Raw genomic sequence first — 25,409 nt, 5'->3', positions numbered from 1 at the left:
AACCAAATGAAAGCAGTCATTTTTGATCTGGACGGAGTCATTACAGATACAGCTGAATATCATTTTCAGGCATGGGGCAGCTTGGCGGCAGCGCTGAGCATCCCTTTTGATCGGGAATTTAATGAACAGTTAAAAGGAATCAGCCGTACGGAATCGCTCGACAAAATACTGGCGCGCGGTAACCTGTCCGATACGTTTTCAGAAGAAGGCAAGCAAGAACTGGCCACACGGAAAAATACGGAGTATCAGCGGCTCATTTCAGCTGTAACGCCCTCGGACATTCTTCCAGGCATTAAAGCGCTACTGACAGAACTTCGTGAAGCCCGAATCGGCATCGCGCTGGCCTCTGCAAGCAAAAATGCAGCGTTTATCCTGGAGCGACTGGAGCTAGCTTACTATTTTGACAGTGTGGTGGATGTTACCGCCATTCGGCATGGCAAGCCTGACCCGGAAATTTTCCTCACCGGAGCCGCAAATCTAGGCGTTCAGCCTGCCGAATGTATCGGTATAGAGGACGCACAGGCTGGCATACAGGCGATCAAGGGTGCCGGGATGTTTGCGGTCGGTGTAGGAACACCTTCGCAAATGCAAGGTGCGGATATCGTGGTAGCCACTACTGCCGAGCTTTCTCTGAGCATGTTGGAGTCACATTTTATCAGAGGATGAAAAAGAAAAAAAAGATTATAAGGATCATAAAGACCGACTCTTAATGAATCGGTCTTTTTTGTCTGCTCCAAAAACCAGATGAGATCCGCCGCTAGGTCACCGTCTATTTTCTGTCTGTAAAGGTATACTCTTTTTAACAAACAATTAATGGTTGCTTGGTGAAGATGAATAGCAAATATCATTTTCTTCAGTAGCATCACTATCTTGGAGTTTAATTGACAAAAGTGTGTCAGTAGCTATTTGTATATTTCTTCAGAAATAATATCGCCTGTTAAAAATTGATTGGTAATGTTGTAATAGCCCGTCAGGCTAACTGCATCGGGATTAATTTGTAAATCAACTTGCCAGATTTCAACTCCATTTTTGATGGAATTTTGAACGGTTTGCATAACATAACCGCTGTGTTTCCCAGAATTCCCAACTTTGAATCCATTGTTTTCATAAACTAAACAAACAATCAAAATCGCACGTTCATTTATAGATAAACTTCCACTGAGTTCACCCATGTGCTTGATAAAACGTTCAAAAGAATTAAATTCAGCGTTTTTTTTGATTACAATATGATCGCCCATCTCGACATGTAAAGTGGTTAATGGCGTTTTGACCTCTACATAAGTTTGATCCACCAGAAAATCCAGTTTTGAATTACCAAGCTTCGTTTCCCGGATGACTGTCTGGAAATCGCCAATCATATCTTTAAATTGACCACTTGTGATGAAATGTTCGATATACCGATTGGCCGCATTTTGGTTAATCCCAATCCATGACTTCGATTCAACGGATGGTAGATCCAGTGAAATGGCTTCAATGGTGAACTGTGTTTTTCTTTTAGGGTCATTACTACGCGAAACAAGACATGGGATATCATGAAAGACAATGTTTCCTATACTGCCTGTAGCAGGACAATGGCAATCGTGTAGCTCCCCATCCAGTTCAACCATCATAACAAATCGATTTTTCTTTTTTCGAATTACACCCTCAAGAAGAGGAGAAGCAAAATGAAAATGACTGCCCATATTCTCCATTACAGTTAAGCTCCTTCATTTCAGCGATTTTGGATCGTCTACAGAAACCACATGGAACTGTGCACCCCTCATAAAACTATACTGCTCGTCTCCTGACAACAGTGTGTCAGGAGGGTGATGGTAGGACGTATTTTCCGGCGGTGAGGACTGCACTATTGTTACCTTTGATGTTCAATACCGTTTTAATTATCTTTCCGTTTAAAAAGCGCGGGGCAATAATAATCTAGGATGACAACCGGGAATCATTACTTTCTATAGACCAAATTCTGATGGAGAGAACACTACTGACATACAAGTGTCAGTAGTGTTTTTTTATAGTGATTAAAAATAATTAGGTTTATAAATACAACTGAAACACAGGAGGGATGGAAATTGAATAAAACCGAACGGCAATTAGCGATTTTATTGGAGCTACAGCGTAGGAAGGTTCTAAAGGGAGAAGAACTAGCGGAGAAGTTAGAAACCAGTGTACGTACGATTTATCGAGACATTCAGGCTCTTAGTGAATTTGGCGTTCCGATTATCGGTGCACCTGGACACGGCTACTCTTTAATTGAAGGGTATTTCCTACCCCCGATTAGCTTTACGGTGGAGGAAGCGGTCTCCCTTTTACTTGGAGCCGAATTCATTGAACAGCGATTTGATAATCAATATAGTCAAAGTGCTCAGTCCTCTCGGGGAAAAATTGAAGTGATCTTACCTGACCCCATTCGTCATGAAACTGATCGAATCCGCAGTGGTATCCGTTTTCGACTTCAATCTGAAGACCCTGAATTAGGTGAAAGGGAAAAATCCAATATAAAAACGATTCGTATTGCCATGATGGAGGGAAAGAAAATACATTTCAAATATACGAAGCGAATATCGGAATCGGAGAATAGTCGTGAAACGATAAGAACAGCCGCACCTTTAGGATTAGTTCTTGTGCAAGGAGGGTGGCTGCTTGTGGCTCAGTGTGATCTCAGAGGAGAGCATCGACATTTTAAAATATCTCGCATGAGTGATGTGAGTACAATGATCGAAAGTTTCGAATTACCTCGGGACTTCAATTTGCATACGTATCGTCCGGCAGATGATCGACATGTAACCATTCGAACCGTATTTAAGCCCGAGGTTGCAGATAAAGTCGATGAATCAAAAATATATTTTATGGAACATGCTGAGCTTCTTCCGAATGGCTATTATGTAGATTTCCGTGTTCGATATGCTGAGGAATTATTGCATTGGATTTTGAGCTGGGGATCTAATGTTAAAGTATTGGAACCTGAATCCTTTCGAAGTCGTGTCAAAAAAGAAGTGGAAAGTATGTTGAAGAACTACTGACAAACTGTTGTCAGTAGAAGGCTTGTATATTGTAATTATTCCAACTGAAAGCGAGGTATTCAACATGAATACAAATGAAAACAACAATGCACTGGTGATCGCAAAAGCTTATTTTGAAGCGATGGCAAATAAAGATATCGAAAAGCTGATGACGCTGGTTTCGGACAAAGTCACTACGACCTCTCCCTTAGGTAACCTTGAAGGTAGAGAATCATTCCAAAATTTTGCAGAAGGATTTGCCCGGATGATTAACAAGCTAACACTCATTACAGCATTTGGAGATAATAAGGAGGCTGTGATCGTATATCATTCCAACACTATTCCAGTTCCGGATGCAACGGTTGCCGAATACATCGTCGTAGAGGATAACAAGATTTCCTCCGTTCAAGTGATCTACGATGGAACACCTTTTGCTGCTTACGCTGCAACTCAATCCAAACACTAAACCATTGGATCTATATAAATAATAAGCTTTGATACTTGAAAGGAAGAACCTACTGTGAACCAAAATAATACATCTAATTTTGAGAACGCGGAAGAAGTTATTGAGAAAATATTGCGTGAACGACATGCTACTAAAGAGTATAAAACAAACGTAATCATCCCAGAAGAAACGTTGAATGAAATTTTTGAACTTGCCGCGACAGCTCCTTCAGCCTGGAATCTTCAACACTGGCGCTTTCTGGTTATCCAGAATCAAGAACAAAAAGATCGAATCAAACCGATCGCCTATGGACAGCAACAGATTTCAGATGCTTCTGCTGTTGTTGTCATTCTCGGTGATCTTGAGGCAAACCGAACTGGCAGAGAAATGTATAACCGTCTTTATGAGTCAGAATTCATCTCGAAAGCAGTGCGAGACATCTTGTTCTCCCAAATCGAAGGAGGCTATCAAAGCCCTCAATTCGCTAGGGATGAAGCAAACAAAAATGCAGCTCTCGCAGCTATGCAACTCATGTTAGCTGCCAAGTCGAAAGGCTACGATAGTGGTCCAATAGGTGGATTTAATCCTGCAGGACTGCTTGAAGCTCTGAATATTCCTGGGCGGTTTATCCCTGTCATGATTGTCACCCTTGGTGTAGCCGCAACCCCTGCACGTCCAACAACACGTTTCTCCCTTAATGAATTAGTTATTCATGAATCCTTTTAAGTATTCGCGACAAAGAACCATCTGTCTCAAGATGGTTCTTTTTAGTTCATTCTGCAAGAAGGCAACCAGCCTAATATCCTATTACAACAAAAAAACGAATACCAAGGCTGGTTACTACATCTTCGAGCTTATCCCCGCATCCTCACGCAGCCACTGAAGCACATCTCGCTGGTTATCTGGTGAGACACCGTGATCCGTCGGGTATGTTTTGAATGTGGAGTGAGAAGTCCTGGTCTGGAAATATGCCGCCGTCTCATGGCCGATGCTCACTGGAAATACAGAATCGTATTCGCCGTGGGAAATAAATACGGACACGTCCTCTGTGCTTTGCAGCGCGTATTCCGTTTTCACAAAGTCAGGCACATAGCCGTTCAACGCTACAATCCCCTTCAACTGATTGCCAAGGGTAAGCGCAAGTGACATCGACAAAATCGCTCCCTGACTGAAGCCGAGGAAATACCGTTTGCTAGGATCAACCGGATATTTATCTGTGGCATACTGTACGAACGCCTGAAGCTGTTCAATAGACCGATCAAACTGCTCACGCAGCGGATTACCCAGACTTTTCAGCTCATAATATTGGAATCCTCCACTCATGGGAAGGTCTCCACGAATGCCGATGATAATAAATTCCTCTGACAACGGCCCTACAACTCCGAACATATCCTGCTCATTGGACCCTTTCCCATGCAGTGTAAAAATGGTTGGATACGTACAGTCGGGATCAAGCTGGCTGGGCAGGTGATTATCATAGCTATATAAAGACGACATATTATTTCCCCCTCTTAACAATAAGTTTATTGCATACCTCCACGGATACAGTTCACTACAAACCATTCCTATACAAAATCATCAACACTAAAATATTAGTAATATTTATTTTATATTTATAATAGAAATGTACTCTTCAAAAGGAAACATGTCAACCCGTATGAAAACTTTCCAACTGCTCCCTCCACTCAATTTATATTCGTGAACTGATATAATGGAAGAGTTAAGCTACTACCCGATCAACTATTCTCTCTTAGGAGACTAATGCATATGAAACCAACCTATCTTATGGATGATATACAGTGGCAACAGCTTATTCAAAATGTGGCTGACCATTTTAATGACGTGACGATCAAACGAGGTTTCCAGTATTTTAAGCAAGGAAAGGTAAAAGAGTTCGCAATGCCTGATGCCGATCATATTGCAGCTGTCGTGGATGGAAGCGAGCTATACGAGGTGGATCTCCACTTAAGCGCTTTTGCTGCCAGCAGATGTACGTGCCCTGTCCACACCAACTGCAAGCATATGATCGCCGTACTACTGAATTACGCGAATGAACAAGAACGTTCTGTACATGCTTTAGTGAACGCTCATTCGGCGGGATTCACTCGATTGGCGGCAAAAGCTGACACGGGTACTGTACCTCCTTCCCGGTCGAACCTTTCACCGGATCACAAGGAAACAACAAGAAACGCTCTCAGTAAAACTGCAAGCCAAATACCGGACATGCCCATTTCAGAGTGGCATGATCTGTTCGATCAGTGTATCGCACTTAACCATGTGAACACACAAAATTCCCAATATGTCCAAAGCGCTCTAGCCTCGATCTATGCTGTGAAGCCGCCACTTTCACCCGGCATGCAACAGCTATACGGACTGCATGCTCATCTGCGTGTGCTGGAAAAGCTGGTACCTCAGTCTCCCATGCCGGGCTATCCCTCTCATACCTATATGGGGTATTACACGCAAATCGCTGCCGATGAGCTTAAAGAAGCTATCGAGCGTGATTTTGAGAGTCCACTGGAGCTGACCGATGAACCGATGCAAGAAGCCCGTATGGCAGAAACCTTAGCCTATTTGCGCCGAAAAATGCTGACAGAATCGCGTAACGGTACTTATTTTTCAGACGCGTATTATCAGTTTTGGCTTCACTGGGTGCACAGGGTGCATCACGAAAGGCAGGACTCCAGCATATATACGGAGGAATTACAGCATTTACAGGCGGCTGAGGAGGAGCTCGGCACAACTTTAGCACGGCTTCCGTGGATGTTGGCTCGCAGCTGGATGCATATTTTCCAATCGCACGATAACGAAGCCTGGGTACTGCTTCAGGAGGCGGAAGGAGCTTTTCCACTAAAAGTCTCTTCCAGTCAGTTGCTTTTGTTCTTACAGGCGTTGCGTAAAGCCGAGGATTGGGCACGTCTCAAGGACGGACTGCGACATATCGGCCCCCTGCTTCACAGTCATCGGGATGACCATTTACAAGATTATATACATGATTGGGATCTGGTTTTACAGCACCTTCCAGAAGCGGAGCAGGACATGTGGGACACGCTGGTGGGTATGCTTCCATTTGCCGGGGGAATGTATGAAGAGGCGCTGCTTGCTCACGAAAAATGGCGGTCATGGATCGACTATCAGCTAAGCATACGCAGTGAGCCTTTGAGTTTTCGAGTGAGCGTGTTACAGCCCATTGAAAAGAACGCGCCTGAGTTACTACTCCCCTTTTACCATCAAGCGGTAGAACGCTATGTGTTGGAAAAAAACAGAGCCAGCTATAAAGCAGCAGTCAAGCTGTTAAAGCGACTGTTCAAGCTGTACAAGAAAATGAAGCAGGAATCACGCTGGGAGCTGTTCTTTACGACCTTCACCAGCCGTCATAGCCGCCTGCGGGCGCTACAGGAGGAATTGCGGAAAGGGAAATTGTTATCATGAATCAATATACGGAAACGATTACCATCCATATCCAATTAACTACCTATGGAGACGCGCTGATCTATGGCGATTCCTCCATGAACTATAGCATTTCCGGCCAAATTCTGAAGCAGCGTTTGTTTGCTTGGCATGAGGCTTCGTTTTATGGCACCGAGCTGGAGATTCAACATGTTCAAGACACGGATATTATCCTGCTGCCCTCGGAGCAGGTGATTCCTTTTCTGGCAGAGCGCGAGCTTCTGAAGCATATCGAATGGATCTGGGACGAGGCCAATGCCCCGTGGCTCCGGCTGATCCCTTTACTTGCTCACTGTATTGAGGCAAAAGCATATGTGCCCAGCTTCACAGCGTTCCAGGCGGGGAAGCTGCAATGGAAGTGGGATGCGGAAGCACTGGAAAACATCCAACCGGCAGAGCTTGCTTTGCTCGACCGCTTGGAGAAGGACGAGCAGGAAGGGCTGATAGCGGCGTTCTCGGCTGCCGTATTTCAGCGCTGGTACGGCACTGAAGCGGAAGCCGCCGATTTGCGAAGAGAATATCCGATTCTCTTCGCCCCCAATCGCCCGGCGGCGGGTCTGGACGCGCGGGCCTGGCTCATCGCCATCGGCTGGAAAGCCGATACCGCGCCATTTCGGCCACTTCTGCAACTGCTAGAGCCAGAGCTGGAGGACGACGAGCCGTCCTGGCAGCTCAAGCTTGTGTTGCAGGACAAGCAAGACCCGGCGTTGCTGGTGTCTGTACAGCTCGCCGATGATGGGTACGCATCCGGCTCATGGCCCGATGCCTGGACAGCACATGTCCGTGAGCGCTCTGCCGGGTGGCTAGAACGTTTGACCTCGATTTTGCCCGCCGGGCAGCGTGCCGGAAGCCGCGATGACGTGCTGAATCGCCCGCTCTCCGACGAAGCGGCGTGGCAATTCCTGACGACCGACAGCCAGCGTCTGCTGGAAAGCGGTTGGCAGGTGCTGCTCCCGGCTTGGTGGGAGGCAGCTACCCGCAAGAAGCCAAAACTGCGGGCCAAGGTACGCCCGGGCGAAGGGGCGGGAGAGCGCACGAAGGGTAGCTCGCTGTTCGGACTGGACTCGATTGTCCAGTTCGATTGGCGTGTTGCCATCGGTGATGCCGATCTCAGCGAGTCGGAATTCGCCGAGCTGGTCGCTCGCAACGAGCGCTTGGTGCGCTTCCGCGGGCAATGGATCGCGCTCGACCCCGCGTTGCTGGCGCAGATCCGCCGGGCCATGGCCGGGATCGACAACGCTCAGGGATTGTCCTTTCAGGACATCCTGCAGCTACACCTGCTCGGCAACGCCGACGAGCCTGAAGGCGACGCCTCGGGCGAGCAGCCGGAGGATGCGGCACGCTTCCGACTGGAAGTCGAGCTGAATGCCCATCTGCTGAAGCTGATCAGCCAGCTCGGACGGCAGTCGGAATGGCCTGCATTGGACGTGCCGGACGGGCTGCAAGCCGAGCTGCGGACGTATCAGCGGGACGGGTATGCATGGCTTGCCTTTTTACGGCGTTTTGGACTGGGTGCCTGTCTCGCCGATGACATGGGACTCGGTAAAACAGTGCAGTTTATTACTTATTTACTGCACCTACAGGATATTGCCGCCGAGACGGGCGTCCGCTCCAGTTCGCTGCTGATTTGCCCGACTTCGGTGCTGGGCAACTGGCAGAAGGAACTCAGCCGCTTCGCCCCTTCATTGAAGGTGATGCTGCACTATGGAAGCAAGCGGGAGCAGGGAGACTTGTTCCGCGAAGAAGTCGAGCAGGCCGATGTCATCCTGACCTCCTTCGCTACGGCAACCCTGGATCAAGAGCTGCTACAAAGCATGACCTGGGATTCAGTCTGCCTGGATGAAGCGCAAAACATTAAAAATGCGCAAACCAAGCAATCCACAGCCGTGCGCAGCTTTCCTGCACGTCATCGGATTGCGTTGACCGGGACACCTATTGAAAATCGGTTATCCGAGCTATGGTCCATTTATGATTTTATCAATCCAGGTTACCTGGGCAGCTCACGCGCCTTTAGCAATCGCTTCATTAATGCTATTGAGAAGGAACATAACGAGCAGCGCACGTTAGATTTGCAAAAGCTGGTTCAGCCCTTCATGCTGCGGCGCAAGAAGAAGGACCCTGCTATACAGCTTGATTTGCCTGACAAGAATGAGATGAAAACCTACATTCATCTGACCTCTGAGCAGGGCGCGCTCTATGACCAGATTGTCAAAGAGTTGATGGAACGGATGCAGAAGCTGGAAGGGATTGAGCGGAAAGGAGCCATTTTATCCGCCCTTACCCAGTTGAAGCAGCTTTGTGACCATCCTGCCCTCTTAACCAAGGAGGCGCACCCAGATACCGCGGCTTCCGGTTATAGTCAGGCCGATCTTGAAGCGGTCATTAGCCGTTCATCCAAGCTGGAGCGCATTCTGGCTATGGTCAAGGAACTGCGGGAGGAGGGCGAGCGCTGCCTTATTTTTACACAGTATATTGGTATGGGGCAAATGCTCCAACGGGTACTCGCTCAGGAGCTGCAAGAGCCCGTGCTCTATCTGAACGGCAGCACATCCAAAACGGCCCGTGACCGAATGATTGATCAATTCCAATCTCACACGCTCCCCCCTGCCGAGCAGCCATCCGTGTTTATTTTGTCGCTCAAAGCCGGAGGGGTAGGTCTGAATCTGACGGCCGCCAACCACGTCTTTCACTTTGATCGCTGGTGGAATCCGGCTGTTGAAAATCAGGCCACAGACCGAGCCTATCGGATGGGACAAACGAAGGATGTACAGGTGCACAAATTTATCTCGCTAGGCACGCTGGAGGAACGCATTGATGAAATGCTGGAGAGCAAGCAGCAGCTTAGCGACCAAATCATAACCAGTACCGAGGGCTGGATTACTGAGCTGTCTACAGACGCGTTAAAAGACCTCTTTACGCTACGACGCGATTGGGCATAAGGAGGTCCCAAATCGAACTATAATGTACATGAGTGCCATTTCGAGTTCGATATATACCTATTTATAAGAAGTCGTAGTTTATAGCACAGTCCAAAACTCCTTTGTGTGCATTTACTATCTCATCACAACAAAGGAGTTGATTTGAAGTGGCCATTCGTCCTCCACAAACATTGAAATCTACGGGCAGGAAGGTTCCTGTTACGAGATATCGCAATGTGAGTCCAACACAAACCCTGCGCCGATTTACGGTCATCTGGGCTAACACAAACGGTGTTCCTTTTAACACAACTGGATTTTTTGCTATACTCCGGCGTCTAGATGGAAGCTTTGTGCAAGCTGCAGGCTTCGATGGTTTTGGTACTGCCCGATTCAGCAGAGTCCGTACACCTACGAACCAGGCTTTTATTCTGCGTACCTTTAGAGACGATGGAACGCTATTCCGGGTTAGAACCGTACCTGCTGGCGTGTCCTCGTTTGTCGTTATTGGTTAAGTTCGTACCGAACGCAGCCTTAACGTAGGTAACCAAAAAAGCAGCCAGAAACAGAGCATATCTGTCCTGGCTGCTTTTTTATATGGCCTACCTATTCGGAATCTTCTTCCACTATTGCATTTTTCGTAACGGACGTATTGTACACCGTTTTGAGCCAGCTTTCACTCGACCAGTTCAGCTTGCCTGCACCCGCTCCATCCTTGGCCTGCAATTGAGCAACCAGGTTAGCAGGGTCTTCGGCAGTATAGCTGTATGGCAACGTTGTGAACCCATTCCAAGAGAAGTTCTTGGTCTTCGCAGGATAAGGGGCTAATGGGCTATTCGCTTCTTCGCTGCCTCCTCTGAATACGGTACCGTTGTCGGAGAAGATGACGTCTTCAGCCTTGATTTTTCCTGTGTAGTCATCTTTTTTAGGATCTTTTTGATTATTACGCACTGGAGAAAACACATCAATTAAATAAGACTTTTCTAGCAATACCGCACCGTTTTCTGTTGAAATCGCACCGTTACCCACGACGTCAAAATGGTATCCTTTTGCGGCAATTGCTTTAGCCATGTCAGAAGTGATTCTTTTTTTGGCTCTGGCCAATCCAGCATCGTCCATAACGATGTTATATGCATGAGCATTACCAGCACGCAGACGAGGCATACGATCCTGAATATCCAGGTAGTAATTATGATGCAGCGTCACCTCAAGGTCTGCATTGTCGGAAGCCATTTCCGTAGCACCGATCAGATGAGCCTTCTTTTGTCCTGCTGCAATATCAATGATATCTTCTTTACTCATGCCTACTGCACTGCTTCTCAGATAAGCGTACATAGGATAGGAAGACTTGTCTGCTTCCATCGCGTTGACTTGTTGAGTTACCCAGCTGTTGGAGCTGCGGTCATCTCCTTTGAACAAAGACCAAGAAATCGTAACTCCGTTACTACCTTTTTTCACATCTACCAGACCATCATAGGCTTTGTTAAATGTGCAATGATCAATCCATACCTTGGAACTTGTACCTTCGATGGTAACATAATCCCAGTCATTCTTATCATAGTTCCCTTTGGTTGCTTCATCCCACTCCCAAAGTTCATCAAATTCGAGGTTACGGAAAATCAAATTGGAGCTTCTTTTGATAACAAAGCCGGCATGTTTGATTTTCGCACCATTGGCAGAGAAAATCGTAACGCCATTCATATTTTCGATATAGACTTTGCTCACACCTGTCTTTTTCAGAACAGGATGCGTCTGTACAGGGTTGTTGGCACTAAAAGGCATTACTTTGGCAGCACTAGGAATTTCATTCCAACCGAGATCAAGATCATTCATAATCTCAATCACTTTGACTTTGCTGCCTTTCTTCAGTGCTTCGTTGAGATCTACAGCGTTGTAAACCTTTTTGTAGTTGGCATCTGTATCCGCAATGTTGCCACCACCTGTATTACCATACGAAAAGCCAGTCAAATTATAGTTATTTTTGGAGGTTGCGTTATGATCCACTCCAGGAGTCGGTTTCTCTGTACCTGGTGTCGGATTCACAGGCGGTGTTCCTGGTTCTCCCTCAGAAGAAGCACCGGATACAATCACATTATCGAATTGGGCAGCTGTTTTAGAAGTTACCAAACCAATGGCTCCAGCAGTGAGGCTGGTGTCTGTTGCGGACAGCTCCAGTTGATCATTGACATACATTTTGATTTCCGAACCGGATAGTTCCAGCTTGACTCTGTACCATGTATTCGTGTCCAGTTTGTATTTTTTATTGGTAGCCAGTGTCTTCATAGAGCCTTTGACTTTTTTTCGAATCTCAAGAGCTCCGTCTTTCTTGTTGTACAACGATGCTGCATAGAAGTTGTTGGAATCTGTGTATCTACCTGCAACGTAGACTCGATTAGAGCCATTAAAATCATTTACATATACATCTGCTTGCACGCTATAGTTCGTCCATGAGGCATTACCTTTGACGGAATGGCTTTCGCTTCGACTAGATTGTTGGTATGTAGAACCATTCCCATCCTTGACCACAGACCAGTTCCCCGAACCTGCGGTCCAGCCTTGAGCTTCTCCTTGCTCAAAATCGTCACTTATCTGTAAATTTCCATCTGCATGTGCATGACCTAGCAACGGTAATGATAAAGACAGTACCAACGTACTGCTTAACATTACACTTGCACATTTTTTTAACAAACTCGACTTCATATAACAATCCCCTTCTTGATTAGATTCATGAATACTAAAGCAAAGGTTGCACCGTTCATCAGACATGACATGTCCAAACGGTATATAACGTACTGTTGAAGGGAATAATATCCCAACACCAATGAGGGGCCCCAAGCGCTATACTCCAATAATTATAGGCTTTTAAATAAATATTAAAATATGTCTAATTACTTATCTTTTGTCTTAATTTTTCTATTAATTTTGCATCCTGTTTCGTGAACACGCCAAATGCTGTTTCATAAAATCACAAAAAACGATATTTTTTTATTTTTGTATAAGACATACAGCTGTCATATTGAGAATGGTACATATAAAGGAGTGAGTATCATCCATATCATTTAAAGGAGCGATTAGATGTCCAGCTACGACTACGCTTCCAAATTGGAGTTAAAAGAAGCCATTCATGCCTCCTACTTACGATTTGACGGTGAGTTCCAGGAGATCGACGAGAGCCAAAAGGATATTCGTATCCCCGAAGTAGATAAAACACCTGCAGAAATGATCGCCTACCAGCTCGGATGGCTTCATCTTGTCATGACATGGGACAGGGACGAACGGGAAGGAAAAACTGTCATCATGCCCGCTCCCAATTATAAATGGAATAGACTAGGCGAACTATATCAATCATTTTACAAGACCTATTCCCACCAATCTTTACGTGAATTACGTGATATGTTCAAGTTGACTGAGCAAAAGTGGCTGGATTGGATCGACACACTTAGCCATGAAGAGCTCTTCACTCAAGGCGTTCACAACTGGACGGGTACTAACCCGAACTGGCCCATGGCAAGATGGATTCACATCAACTCGGTGGCACCGTTTAAAACATTCAGAGCCAAGATACGGAAATGGAAGAAATACAAAGTCCAACAGTGATGAAAAAAAGTGTGCATTGTGCTACAATACTTGAGTTGTATCGGGATACATTTAGGGAAGGGTAAGTGAAACGCCATGCTTATTATTGGTATTGCCGGCGGTACAGGTTCCGGTAAATCGACGGTAGCACGCGCCGTCGTTGAGCGTCTGGGATCTAATAAAGTGACTTTCATATCTCAGGATAACTATTATAAAGACCATTCACATCTGAGTTATGATGAACGTGCTTTGGTCAATTATGATCATCCGTTTGCCTTTGACAACGAATTGCTTATTGAGCATCTCCAATGTCTGAAAAAAGGACAAGCGACACAAGCGCCAGTGTATGACTTTACGGTTCATGCACGCTCCACGGACGAGACGGTAGAGCTTCTGCCAAATCACATCGTTATGTTGGAGGGTCTGCATGTGCTGTCAGACGAAAAGCTCCGCAGCCTGCTTGACATCAAAGTATTTGTGGATACTGACCCTGATGTGCGCATTCTCCGTCGGGTTCTTCGCGATATTGAGGAACGCGGCCGCACCATCCATTCGATTCACGATCACTATTTGACTACGGTTAAGCCGATGCATGAGGCATTTATTGAGCCTTCCAAGAAATACGCTGACCTGATCCTTCCTGAGGGAGGACACAATGAGGTTGGTATTCAACTGCTGTCTATTTTGACTGAAAAATATTTGGCAGGAGATCGGACATGGGGTACTGTATAAGGTAATCCTGGTCGTTTAGGCTGTCGAGATTTTCTCGGCTGCCTTTTTTGTTGTTTTATATGCCATTTGGACTAAATTATTTTGGAATCCCCGTGTGGTTTATGTTAGCATGTAAAGATTAAATGCTTTAGATTTAAGCCAAGTTGGAAGCGTTGTCAAATATGTGCCTCAGATGATATGACGTCCACGTGATGGGGGTCTTTTTTGAATCAGGATTTTTGCAAAATCCTCGAATAGGTATAATTACGGAGAGTGCTGCCATGAATGAGCTATGCAACATTTTGATTGTCGATGATGAGATATTGGTACGGCAAGGGATTAAACACCATTTATCGTGGGAACAGTATGGATTTCGAATTGTAGGTGAGGCTTCTAACGGGAAAGAAGCATTGGAGCTGATTGAAACCTTGCGCCCTCATATTGTCATTACAGATATCGTAATGCCGATCATGGATGGCGAGGAGCTGACGCGCATAGTCAGACAGAACTATCCAGATATCGAAGTCATCGTGCTTAGCAGTTACGGTGAATTTAATTACGTGCGATCCACCTTTCAGCAAGGGGTTGCTGACTATATTTTAAAGCCCAAGCTGGACACGGATGAGTTGCTCCAAGTACTCCAGAGAACCGCTCGCAAAATTCCATCCATTCAATATCAGGCAGATGCTAATAATAGTCAAATTACAATAGATCATGTGATCGAAAAGCTGATCTCCGGGTATAGCATGGACTATGACGCTGAGTTGCTGAAGCAAGCATTTCCTTATAGCCGTTTTGCGCTCATAGGCGTGGAACAGTCAGCACCGCAGAATAAAGGACGCTCTATCTCTGCCTCGGACCTATTTTCCAAGCTATCAGATCAAGTGTCCTCTGCCTGTGAGCACATCGTACTGCGACAACTGCCGTCCGATGTCTATGCGGCTGTGTTTTTAGCCAATCTTGATCCTCGTGAAGTAGACGCCTGGATGGCTGCGATTAGGGAAGTTGCTCAGGAGACAAAGCGGGTCGATCCACAGACAGGCTGGGCAGTTAGCCATTTATTTGATGACTTCAATCAGATTAGTGACGTCTATCAGGATGAACTGCCAAAACTGCTGAGTTACCGCTTTTATTTCCCAGGAACAGCGCTGCTAATAGAAGACGAACTCCCTCCGCCTGTACAGGTGAACAGCTCGTTCAACTTAAAACAGTTTACAGAAGAGATGAAGCGTGAGCATTTTGATACAGCTTTTCAGGATTTGAGATCCTATGTAGCCGCCATGTCCGGCAACTATACCTCTACCGCTTTTGAATTCAAATCGCTTCTCGGAAATATCGTGTTCAACATTACGATTTTGCTTGGGAATCAGGGGTATGATATGAAGGAGCTGGATGCGGCGAAATATTCCTATTTCAAAACAATTAATGATGCCCCTCATGTACATGAAGCCGTGCGCCTTCTGGAGACTTTTTTGGAGGAAGCGAACAGACAGATCATGGCTAAAACGCAGCAAGGAAGTAGCGCAAGCATGAAAAAACTGCTGGAGTATATTGAGGAGCATCATGCTGAAACACTCAATTTGACGACACTTGGGCAATATTTTCATTTTAACCCTTCCTACTTGTCCAGTTATTTTACAGCACACCATACAGAGGGTTTTAGCGAGTATCTAAACAAAATTCGGGTCGAAAAAGCCGCGGAGTTACTACGGTCGGGGACGATGTCCATTTCGGATATTAGCAGCACGGTAGGCTATTCGGACCCCAGCTATTTTACCAAAGTGTTCAAAAAAGTGAAGGGCTACTCGCCCAGTCAGTACCGCCGGGAGCATCTCTATTAGGGAGTAAGCCACATCTGCCAGCAGAAAAGAGATTGATTATGAAAAGGTATATCCATAAGATCAAATATCAAGGTCTGTTCTTCAAAATCTTTATTGTTATGGTGGTCAGCATCACTGCGGTGTCCTTGCTGACCTCTTTGGTGACGATTCGGATGTCTGAACGACTTTTTGCTGAGACATTCAGTATTACAAATGCCAAGGTACTCAGCCAGATTCAATCCAGCTTTGAATCCTTCAATGATTCTATCGTGAATGCCGTAACCCATGCTTCGGAAAATGGAACGGTCAAAAACTATCTGACTGGCGGTCAATCTGACTCGATTAACTCGGCAAGAATTTACTTCGGAATGGCACAGCAAATGAAGCAAATTAAATCGAACGTCGATGCCTATGATGTCGGTGTCGCTGTAACAGGTCTGAACGGCCGGAGCTTTTACTCCGACTCGTCCTATTGGCCTGTAACTGCGGAAGAACTTAAAAGCAATGCTATTACAGCCCGAAGTGTAGCACGACCGGCACAGCTTATGTATCAATTGGATACTGAATTATTTCAGCAACAAATGAATAATACCGCGCAAAAGCCAACACCCTATATTATCGCCTCCAAACCATTTATGGAGCGGACCAGCGGCACCCTGTACGGCATGATCTACATCGCTATCCGGGAACCTGAATTTCGCCGTTTCTACAACAATTTCACAAGCAACGGTAATGATGTGCTTATTTTGGACAAGTCGGGACTGATTGTATCGAGCAACCGCCAGGACCTGATCGGACAACGCTCCAGTGAGCTGCTAGGCTATGCCACAAAAATCAATGAACAGGGGCTTAACTACATTAATGCGGATGTGATGAATAAGGAAAGTATCCTCCTTTCCAACTACATCCCTTCATTTGATTTTTATCTGGTGAACATGATCGACAGACAAGCGGCGATTGGGCAAATTATTGACGTTAAATCCGTTGTATGGATCTGCATTGCCATCGTACTGATTGCTTTGGTGATCGTTTTTCTCATATCCCGTCGACTGATTCGTTCCCTGACTCGACTGGTCAAGCAAATGTCGACCATACGCGAGAAAAATTTTGATAATTATATCCCGGTAACGGGCAGCTATGAGGTTAGACAATTAAGTCATGCTTACAACTACATGCTGGATGAACTAAATGACTATATCCGTAAGCTTTTAGAGACGCAAAAGGGTCAACGAAACGCAGAGCTTGCTGCACTACAACGGCAGATCAATCCGCATTTTCTGTACAATACACTGGCTTCGATCAAAATGCTGGTGCTCAAAGGAAATAAGGAAACAGCCGCCGAGACGATCAATGCACTCATTTCCTTACTGCAAAATACAATCAGCAATGTGAGTGAAACGATCACCATTGAGCAGGAAATGGCCAACATGCAAAATTATGTGTTCATTAACCATGTGCGCTACGGGCAGCGGGTACAAGTGAATTATTTTGTATCACCCGATTGTCTGGAGTACCATGTGCCCAAGCTCATCATTCAGCCTTTTATCGAAAACTCTTTTTTCCATGCGTTTAATGAAAAAAACGTAGGGCACATCTATATATTGGTGTCCAAAACGGAGGATACATTGATCTGTGAGGTGGTCGATGATGGAGACGGTATGGATTTGGACGGGCATACGGCGCAAGACGGACTTCCGAATCCCAAGAGCAAGCGCCAACTGTTCACAGGCATCGGCATCCAGAATGTGCACAACCGCATTACCCTTTTATATGGAGAAGAATACGGCGTGACCATCTCCAGTAAAAAGGGCGAGGGCACCAAAGTAAGAATGACCCTCCCCCTGATTTTGAAATCAAACGACTCCAGCAAATAATATATACACTGAGCTTCAACCTAAAAAAAGTACCTAAATCAAAATAAAACACAAATGTAAGCGGTACCTTTTTTGATAAATCATAATAATAAGACCAATCCGTATAAAGATATTCCTAACACCGACAAAGTATGGATGGTACACTAGATTTATAAATAAGGTAACCGCTTTCATTTAAGAGGTTTAGAACTAGCAAGCAACATATAAAAAAAGAGTAGGGGTTGAACAAAATGAAAAAAATGACTTTCCTTCTGCTGATTGCAAGCTTGATCTTGCTATCCGCATGCTCCAGCAATTCCGAGAAAGCAGCGACTACCACAGATTCAGGCAAAAAAGAAATCACCGTCTGGGCTTGGGACCCGAACTTTAATATCGCAGCCCTGAAGCTGGCAAAAGATCGCTACGTTGCCAAACATCCAGATGTAACCGTAAACATTGTTGAATATGCTCAAAACGATATCGTACAAAAAATGAATGCCGGTCTTAACTCCGGTTCTACCAAAGGACTGCCGAACGTGGTTCTGATCGAGGATTATCGGGCACAGAACTTCCTGCAAGCCTATCCCGATTCTTTCCATGATATGAGCAGCACGATCAAAGCAACCGACTTCGCTGATTATAAAATCGGACCGACTAGCTACAACGGCAAACAGTATGGTGTTCCATTCGACTCCGGTGTTATGGGACTGTATGTAAGAACGGATTATCTGGAACAAGCCGGCTACAAAGTATCGGACCTGACTAATATTGATTGGGACAAATTTATTGAAATTGGTAAAGCCGTAAAACAAAAAACAGGCAAAGAAATGCTGACTCAAGATCCAAATGACCTCGGTCTGATCCGTGGTATGATCCAAACTGCAGGTTCATGGTACCTGAAAGAAGACGGTAAAACACCAAACCTGGCTGGTAATCCAGCTCTGAAAGAAGCGCTCTTGACGTACAAATCCTTGTTCGACGCTAACATTGTCAAAATGAATGCCGACTGGAGTCAGTTCCTGGCCGCATTCAACAGCGGTGCAGTTGCTTCCGTACCTACAGGTAACTGGATTACACCTTCGATTAAAGCAGAAGCTTCGCAATCGGGTAAATGGGCCGTTGTTCCTTTCCCTAAGCTGAAAAATATACCTGAATCCGTGAATGCTTCCAGCCTCGGCGGCAGCTCCTGGTATGTCCTTAACTCGGACGGTCAAGATACCGCTGCTGATTTCCTGAAAGAGACATTCGGAACAGATCAAGAGCTGTATCAAGATATGCTGAGCAAAATTGGAATTGTCGGTTCATTGAACGCAGCTTCCAGCGGTAAAGCTTATGACGTGGAAGATCCGTACTTCGGAGGCGACAAAGTATATAAGAAATTTGCAGAATGGACTAAGCAAGTTCCAAAAGTCAATTATGGCCTGCACACGTATGCCATTGAGGATATCATGACCGTTGAAATTCAAAACTATCTGAACGGAAAAGATGTAGACGCAGTTCTGAAAGATGCTCAAGGACAGGCGGAAGCACAGCTTAAATAAGACAGTCCATCTAGCCAAGGCTAAACAATAAAACGATAAGCACTTAAAACCTTGGGCTTGCGAGTTCAAGGTTTTATTGCTGCACAGGGAGTTGACATGGTATGAAGACAGCCGCGCCCAAAATAACTACAACACGTCTCAAAGCAGGTATGACAGGATGGTTGTTCATATCCATCGCAGTGATCATGATCGCCGCTTTTTATTTCTATCCGATGATTCAGGCGCTTATCTTGTCCTTTAAGACAGGTACAGGGTCTAATCTGAGCTTTAACGGCATTGATAACTACAAGCGACTCTTCACCGATAAAATGTTTATAACCGCCGTGAAGAATACGTTTATCTATTTAATTTTCCAGGTACCTTTGATGGTCATTCTGGCTCTGTTCATTTCGGTATTGTTGAATGATAAAAACCTGAAATTCAAGGGCTTTTTCCGCACAGCTATCTTCTTGCCGTGTATCACATCCCTTGTAGCATATTCGGTTGTCTTCAAGTACTTGTTCTCGTCTGACGGTCTGGTAAACTCCTTATTGCTGAATCTGCACGTGATTGGCACGCCCATCCAATGGATTACAGATCCTTTCTGGGCCAAGGTTACAATTATTATCGCGATCACATGGCGCTGGACTGGTTATAATATGATCTTTTACCTATCCGGTCTTCAGAACATTGACAGTTCCATCTACGAAGCGGCCCGTATTGACGGAGCTTCCCCTATCCGACAGTTTTTCAGCATTACGGTTCCACTGCTTAAGCCGATTATCCTGTTCACTTCGATTACATCAACGATTGGTACACTCCAACTCTTCGATGAAATTATGAATATTACCAAGGGTGGGCCAGGGAACGCGACATCTTCAATTTCGCAATATATTTACAATCTGTCCTTCAAATATTCATCCGACTTTGGTTATGCGGCGACCGTATCTTATTCCATCGTCATTATGATCATTATCTTGTCGATTATCCAGTTCAAAGTGGCAGGTGAGAAAAAATGATGAAAACAAAAAGAGCATTTACGTACGCCTTTCTGATCCTTGTGTCGTTCGTTTCGATTTTCCCGTTCCTCTGGATGCTATCCAGCTCCACGAACCTGTCGGTCGATGTGACCAAAGGCAAGCTTCTGCCTGGCTCCCATTTGATGGATAACATGCACAATTTGCTTGAAAAAGTAGACATCGTTACCGCACTAAGTAACTCTGCAAAAGTCTCCATCTCAACTACGCTGCTGGCTATGCTAATCGCATCACTGGCCGGTTATGGCTTTGAAATTTACAGAAGTAAAGCGAAAGACGTTGTCTTCAATATCCTGCTGATGTCTATGATGATTCCGTTTGCGGCGATCATGATCCCGCTCTACCGGATGTTCGGCAGTATTTCTAATGTCATACCGTGGATCGGTATTGATACACTCTCTTCTGTCGTCATTCCGACCGTAACTACGGCGTTCCTGATCTTCTTTTTCCGTCAAAGCACCAAGATGTTTCCAAAGGATCTACTGGAAGCAGGTCGTATGGATGGATTATCCGAGCTGGGTCTGTTCTTCCGGGTGTATATGCCTACGATGAAAACAACCTATGCCGCTGCCGCGATCATCACATTCATGTCCAGCTGGAACAACTACCTCTGGCCTCTGATTGTGCTGCAAACGCCGGAGAATCAAACGATTCCGCTGTTGATCTCGAACCTTGGCTCCAGCTATGCACCGGATTACGGTGTCATCATGATCGCCATTGTCCTGTCCACACTGCCGACTGCACTGGTATTCTTCCTGATGCAGAAACACTTTGTAGCGGGCATGGTGGGTTCGGTTAAATAACAGACTTCTGTGTACGATCTTCATTTCATTTTAAAAATAAGGAGTGTTCGCCTTGACCATCCATACCCCTAGTCTGGACTGGCTGACCGACGTAACCAAATTTGCTGTACATCGGCTGCCCGCCTATTCCGATCACAAATATTACGCTACGCTTCAGGAAGCGGAGCAGCATGCTGATATGGCTTGGCGTCATAGCCTGAATGGGAGCTGGAAGTTTAACTATGCAACGAATCCAGCCAGCCGTCCGGTAGAGTTCTATGCGCCCGGCTTTGAGTATGGCGGCTGGAGCGATATTCAGGTACCGGGTCACATTCAGACGCAAGGCTTTGGCCAAATGCAGTACGTGAATACGATGTATCCATGGGACGGACATTCGGACGTTCGTCCACCCCATATTCCGGAGGACCACAACCCGGTCGGGAGCTATATCAAAAGCTTTGTTTTGCCGGAAAATATGGCTTCGGGCGCGCAGCCTGTGTTCATTTCCTTCCAAGGCGTCGAGTCGGCTTTCTATGTATGGCTGAACGGACAATTTGTCGGTTACAGCGAGGACAGCTTTACACCGTCTGATTTTGAACTGACACCGTTCCTGCAAGCAGGCGAAAACAAGCTGGCAGTAGAGGTATATCAAAGAAGTACGGGAGCGTGGCTGGAGGATCAGGACTTTTGGCGTTTTTCCGGTATTTTCAGAGACGTATATCTCTATACCATCCCTACTCTTCACGTACGTGACCTACATGCCAAAGCGGATCTGGATGCTTCCTACACGCAGGGCCTTCTGGAGCTGAAATTGACCTTGGAAAAGCCGGCAACGGCCTATGCAACTGTCGATGTGAAAGATGCTGCCGGCCATGTTGTAGCTTCTTTGAAAGCTAACTTTACTGATGGCACAGCTTCGCTGTCAGCAGCCTTGGAGCAAGTGCAGCGCTGGAGCGCGGAGAAACCTTATTTGTACACGTTGTTCATTCAAATTTATGATGCCAGTGGATCGCTCGTGGAAGTCATTCCACAAAAAATTGGCTTCCGTAAATTTGAGCTGATAAACAAGGTCATGCATTTGAACGGCAAACGCATCGTCTTTAAAGGTGTGAACCGCCATGAATTTAACGCTCGCACCGGACGTGCGATTTCCCGTGAAGATATGCTGTGGGATATCCGGACGCTCAAGCAGAACAATATGAACGCTGTTCGCACCTCTCATTATCCAAATCAGACTCTGTGGTATGAGCTATGCGATGAGTACGGGGTCTATGTAATTGATGAAATGAACTTGGAAACACACGGTTCCTGGCAAAAACTCGGCGCCGTCGAGCCATCGTGGAATATTCCCGCCAATCTGCCTGAGTGGCAGGATATCGTCATGGATCGCGCCATTTCCATGCTGGAACGGGACAAAAACCATGCGTCCATTCTGATTTGGTCCTGCGGCAATGAGTCGTATGCAGGTGAAGTGCTGCGCAATGTAGCCAACTATTTCCGAACCACCGACCCGAGCCGTTTGGTACACTACGAAGGCGTGTTTCACAACCGTACGTACGATGATACCAGCGATATGGAGAGCCGGATGTACGCCAAACCCGCAGATATCGAGCAATATCTGAACGACAATCCGCAAAAGCCGTATATCAGTTGCGAATACATGCATGCGATGGGTAATTCCGTAGGCGGCATGCACAAGTATACCGAGCTGGAGAACAAATACGAGCTGTACCAGGGCGGTTTTATATGGGATTATATTGATCAGGCTGTTATGAAAAAAGATCGCTACGGACGCGAGTACCTCGCGATCGGCGGCGACTTTGACGACCGTGCCACAGACTATGGCTTCTGTACGGACGGAATTGTCTATGCGGACCGGAAGGTTTCGCCGAAGATGCAGGAGGTCAAATTCCTGTATCAAAATCTGAAGCTCATCCCGGATACCAAAGGTGTAACCATTCGCAACGAAAACCTGTTCGAGGGAACGGACGACTATGAGCTAGTATACAGTCTATTGCATGAAGGCAAAGAAATTTCACGTAATGCCATTCATGTAGATGTGGCGGCTCAGACCGAAGCCTATATTCCACTGACGTTCCCCATTACGGACGGAAAGCCCGGTGAGTACGTCATTCACACCGCTCTAGTTCTGAAAGAATCCACGCTCTGGGCTGAGGCTGGACACGAAGTGGCCTTCGGACAGCATATTTTCATCGTGGAAGATCCAAATCCGCTGAAGATCCCTACGGGCGGTGCCTTACGAGTGGTGCATGGTGATGTTAACATTGGCGTTCACGGTGCAGATTTCAGTATGATGTTCTCCAAAGGAGCAGGCAGCCTGACTTCACTTCGCTACGCCGGACGTGAGATGATTGCCATGCCTCCTGCCCCATTGTTCTGGCGGGCGACCACAGACAATGATCGGGGAACTGCTCTGGGCTTCGAAGCCGGTGGCTGGTTCGCTGCAAGTCTGACACGTAAATGCGTGGACATTCAGGTCACGGAAGAGCAGACAGACCGTGTAACCGTTACATTCCGCTACACGCTTAGCATCCATGCAGACGTACAGGTAACGGTAGCCTACACCGTCTTAGCGGATGGCAGTCTGAACGTAAAATCGACTTATGAAGGCGTCTCAGGACTGCCTAATCTGCCGATCTTTGCCCTTTCGTTCAAGGTTCCGGCAGACTACCGCCATCTGGACTGGTACGCGATGGGACCGGAAGAGAATTACATCGACCGTGCCTTTGGCGCGAGACTAGGCGTATTCCGTAACGAAGCTGCGGATAACGTATCCGGGTATGTCGTACCGCAGGAATCCGGCAACCGTACAGGCGTGCGCCGTGTCGATATTACCGACGATTCTCAGCGTGGTATTCGCATTACTGCTCCTGCCACCGCACCTGTGGAATGCAATATTTCGCCGTTTACAGCGTTTGAGCTGGAAAGTGCCTACCATCTGTATGAGCTACCAAACGTGTATTACACCGTTGTCACCATAGCCGGTAAACAAATGGGCGTAGGCGGCGACGATAGCTGGGGAGCTCCGGTACATGAAGAATACCAAATTACAGCCGATCAAAAGCTGGAATTCGAATTTACCGTGCAACGAGTATAAATAAGCACGCTCACTGTATAGACAAGTAGATATAACAAAAGCCCTTCCGCTGCTTCCCTCATGAGAAGCTAAAGCTGGAAGGGCTTTTGTATTTTATCATTCCAATCATACTGTCAGCAGAAAATAAAGTCCTAGGTTGTCGTTGTTTCATTGAATCAACGTCTCCCGTTAGTTCCATGGATTAATATAAAACTAAAATCCAAACTCTGTTACTCTTTCAAGCCACTCACGCATAAGTGACTCAAATAATAGAGCCTGTTCAATCTGAAGATTATGCCCTGCTCGATCTAAAACGGCGAAGGTTGCTCTAGGATAATTTTCTAAAATTCTAAAAGCATCTATGTAACCAACGACTGCATCTTGTCGCCCAAGGGTAAATACTGTTGGTTTATCAAAAACTAATTTATCTATATTGGTAGAAAATCCATAGTTTCTTTGAATCTTGCTAAGAAAATCGTAGTCAGCGATCTTACAACCTGCCACTATCTCTTCAGAATACCTTTTCCAATTATATTCATTGAGAACGACTTGATTTGCGTTAAAATCACTTATTTGCTCTTCACTTAAGGTGCCCATAAACTCGCGATCACAATGAACAACAAAATGCTCGGGCAGTATTCTTCTTTTGTGTTCAGGAATAATTAATGGACAAATCAGAGCAGCTCCACCAATACGATCTTTATGTCTATTAATTATTCCCCTTGTAATATATCCACCGTACGATTCGCCTGCTATGAGATAATCTTGGTTTGGGACAAGAGTTTCAATAAAATTTATAACTGCTTCTAGCATATCATCTGAATTACATATTTGATCGTAGTCCTTTGTTTGTCCCATTCCAGGCAGGTCAAGATAGATACGACGCCAATCGGGATTATCTTCAAATATCGGTTCCATGCACCCACTCATTAACCGATGGTCTGGTGTAAAACCATGGATCATTACAATTGGTTTGCCTTTACCAATTTCCTCGTAATATATATTGGCATTCTTGACTTTACAATATGGCATACAGACCCTCCAAAATTGATTTATTTATAATATTCTTACACTAAAGAAGAATCTACATTGTTTTATCAAGCAAACCAGATCTCCGGTTCGTTTTGATTATATACTCATATATAATACATGTAAAGAACACTTGTTCCCTATTCTTGTTTCTGGAGTTAAACTAACCTGCCCGTTAGCT

Annotated in this window: 19 protein-coding genes and 1 pseudogene; 16 read left to right on the top strand and 4 right to left on the bottom strand. The window is 45.7% G+C overall.

All coding sequences use genetic code 11. The features are described 5' to 3' along the window. Window positions 1-6: 6 nt before the first annotated feature. Window positions 7-666 carry a beta-phosphoglucomutase gene (gene pgmB, locus NSQ58_RS06325; RefSeq protein WP_341057055.1) on the top strand — a complete coding sequence of 220 codons (660 nt, stop codon included), beginning with the start codon at window positions 7-9 and terminating at the stop codon, window positions 664-666. A gap of 236 nt (window positions 667-902) precedes the next feature. On the opposite strand, the gene NSQ58_RS06320 is transcribed toward pgmB, so the two are convergent. After that, window positions 903-1,691: a DNA/RNA nuclease SfsA gene (locus tag NSQ58_RS06320; protein WP_076159884.1), complete on the bottom strand. Its 789-nt coding sequence runs from the start codon at window positions 1,689-1,691 to the stop codon at window positions 903-905. 137 nt (window positions 1,692-1,828) lie between these two features. Here NSQ58_RS06320 and NSQ58_RS06315 point away from each other — a divergent pair. The 4 genes and pseudogenes from NSQ58_RS06315 to NSQ58_RS06300 all read left to right on the top strand — a co-directional run. After that, window positions 1,829-1,906 (top strand): annotated as a pseudogene (locus NSQ58_RS06315) (hypothetical protein); the annotation flags it as partial. Window positions 1,907-2,063: 157 nt separating this feature from the next. After that, window positions 2,064-3,014, top strand: a complete 951-nt coding sequence (locus tag NSQ58_RS06310; RefSeq protein ID WP_341057053.1) for a helix-turn-helix transcriptional regulator — start codon at window positions 2,064-2,066, stop codon at window positions 3,012-3,014. 64 nt (window positions 3,015-3,078) lie between these two features. Continuing rightward, window positions 3,079-3,459, top strand: a complete 381-nt coding sequence (locus tag NSQ58_RS06305; protein WP_028541911.1) for a nuclear transport factor 2 family protein — start codon at window positions 3,079-3,081, stop codon at window positions 3,457-3,459. A 54-nt stretch (window positions 3,460-3,513) separates the two neighbouring features. Next, a complete protein-coding gene (locus tag NSQ58_RS06300) occupies window positions 3,514-4,164 on the top strand; it encodes a nitroreductase family protein (protein ID WP_023986548.1) in 651 nt (216 codons plus the stop codon). Window positions 4,165-4,278: 114 nt separating this feature from the next. Here the strand turns inward: NSQ58_RS06300 and NSQ58_RS06295 are convergent, their stop codons facing one another. Then, the gene (locus tag NSQ58_RS06295; protein WP_341057051.1) at window positions 4,279-4,935 is read right to left on the bottom strand and encodes an alpha/beta hydrolase; all 657 of its coding nucleotides are present in this window, start codon (window positions 4,933-4,935) and stop codon (window positions 4,279-4,281) included. A 270-nt stretch (window positions 4,936-5,205) separates the two neighbouring features. Between NSQ58_RS06295 and NSQ58_RS06290 the strand changes: the two genes are divergently transcribed. The 3 genes from NSQ58_RS06290 (at window position 5,206) to NSQ58_RS06280 (ending at window position 10,318) form a co-directional block, all read left to right on the top strand. Then, window positions 5,206-6,870, top strand: a complete 1,665-nt coding sequence (locus NSQ58_RS06290) for an SWIM zinc finger family protein (protein ID WP_341057049.1) — start codon at window positions 5,206-5,208, stop codon at window positions 6,868-6,870. Further along, the gene (locus NSQ58_RS06285; RefSeq protein ID WP_341057048.1) at window positions 6,867-9,827 is read left to right on the top strand and encodes a DEAD/DEAH box helicase; all 2,961 of its coding nucleotides are present in this window, start codon (window positions 6,867-6,869) and stop codon (window positions 9,825-9,827) included. The genes NSQ58_RS06290 and NSQ58_RS06285 overlap by 4 nt, the downstream gene beginning before the upstream one ends. Before the next feature lie 146 nt (window positions 9,828-9,973). Next, the gene (locus tag NSQ58_RS06280; RefSeq protein WP_023986544.1) at window positions 9,974-10,318 is read left to right on the top strand and encodes a hypothetical protein; all 345 of its coding nucleotides are present in this window, start codon (window positions 9,974-9,976) and stop codon (window positions 10,316-10,318) included. A 91-nt stretch (window positions 10,319-10,409) separates the two neighbouring features. Here NSQ58_RS06280 and NSQ58_RS06275 read toward each other — a convergent pair whose 3' ends face one another. Then, window positions 10,410-12,503 carry a pectate lyase family protein gene (locus NSQ58_RS06275; RefSeq protein WP_341057046.1) on the bottom strand — a complete coding sequence of 698 codons (2,094 nt, stop codon included), beginning with the start codon at window positions 12,501-12,503 and terminating at the stop codon, window positions 10,410-10,412. Between the two features lie 375 nt (window positions 12,504-12,878). On the opposite strand from NSQ58_RS06275, the gene NSQ58_RS06270 reads away from it, so the two are divergent. The 8 genes from NSQ58_RS06270 to NSQ58_RS06235 all read left to right on the top strand — a co-directional run bounded on the left by NSQ58_RS06270 (window position 12,879) and on the right by NSQ58_RS06235 (window position 24,220). After that, window positions 12,879-13,400, top strand: coding sequence for a ClbS/DfsB family four-helix bundle protein (locus NSQ58_RS06270; RefSeq protein ID WP_103744750.1), 522 nt, complete (start codon window positions 12,879-12,881; stop codon window positions 13,398-13,400). Window positions 13,401-13,475: 75 nt separating this feature from the next. After that, entirely contained in the window at window positions 13,476-14,111 is a 636-nt protein-coding gene (gene udk / locus NSQ58_RS06265) for a uridine kinase (protein WP_013308305.1), read from the top strand. A gap of 260 nt (window positions 14,112-14,371) precedes the next feature. Continuing rightward, on the top strand, window positions 14,372-15,931 hold the full coding sequence (locus NSQ58_RS06260) for a response regulator transcription factor (RefSeq protein WP_069081020.1): 1,560 nt from the start codon (window positions 14,372-14,374) through the stop codon (window positions 15,929-15,931). Window positions 15,932-15,969: 38 nt separating this feature from the next. After that, on the top strand, window positions 15,970-17,784 hold the full coding sequence (locus NSQ58_RS06255) for a cache domain-containing sensor histidine kinase (RefSeq protein WP_023986540.1): 1,815 nt from the start codon (window positions 15,970-15,972) through the stop codon (window positions 17,782-17,784). Between the two features lie 230 nt (window positions 17,785-18,014). Then, window positions 18,015-19,304, top strand: a complete 1,290-nt coding sequence (locus tag NSQ58_RS06250) for an ABC transporter substrate-binding protein (RefSeq protein WP_071559485.1) — start codon at window positions 18,015-18,017, stop codon at window positions 19,302-19,304. 101 nt (window positions 19,305-19,405) lie between these two features. After that, window positions 19,406-20,302 (top strand): carbohydrate ABC transporter permease, encoded by an 897-nt coding sequence (locus tag NSQ58_RS06245; protein ID WP_013308301.1) that lies wholly within the window; start codon window positions 19,406-19,408, stop codon window positions 20,300-20,302. Further along, on the top strand, window positions 20,299-21,123 hold the full coding sequence (locus NSQ58_RS06240; protein ID WP_023986538.1) for a carbohydrate ABC transporter permease: 825 nt from the start codon (window positions 20,299-20,301) through the stop codon (window positions 21,121-21,123). The genes NSQ58_RS06245 and NSQ58_RS06240 overlap by 4 nt, the downstream gene beginning before the upstream one ends. Window positions 21,124-21,175: 52 nt before the next feature. Beyond that, window positions 21,176-24,220, top strand: a complete 3,045-nt coding sequence (locus NSQ58_RS06235; protein WP_341057041.1) for a glycoside hydrolase family 2 TIM barrel-domain containing protein — start codon at window positions 21,176-21,178, stop codon at window positions 24,218-24,220. A 192-nt stretch (window positions 24,221-24,412) separates the two neighbouring features. Here the strand turns inward: NSQ58_RS06235 and NSQ58_RS06230 are convergent, their stop codons facing one another. Further along, complete coding sequence (locus NSQ58_RS06230; protein ID WP_341057040.1) at window positions 24,413-25,231, bottom strand: alpha/beta fold hydrolase; 819 nt, start codon at window positions 25,229-25,231, stop codon at window positions 24,413-24,415. Window positions 25,232-25,409: the final 178 nt, after the last annotated feature.

The sequence above is a fragment of the Paenibacillus sp. FSL M7-0134 genome, assembly GCF_038007865.1.
Classification (GTDB): domain Bacteria; phylum Bacillota; class Bacilli; order Paenibacillales; family Paenibacillaceae; genus Paenibacillus; species Paenibacillus polymyxa_B.
Note: the sequence above shows the minus strand (reverse complement) of the source record. Positions and strands in the feature narration are given on the sequence as shown.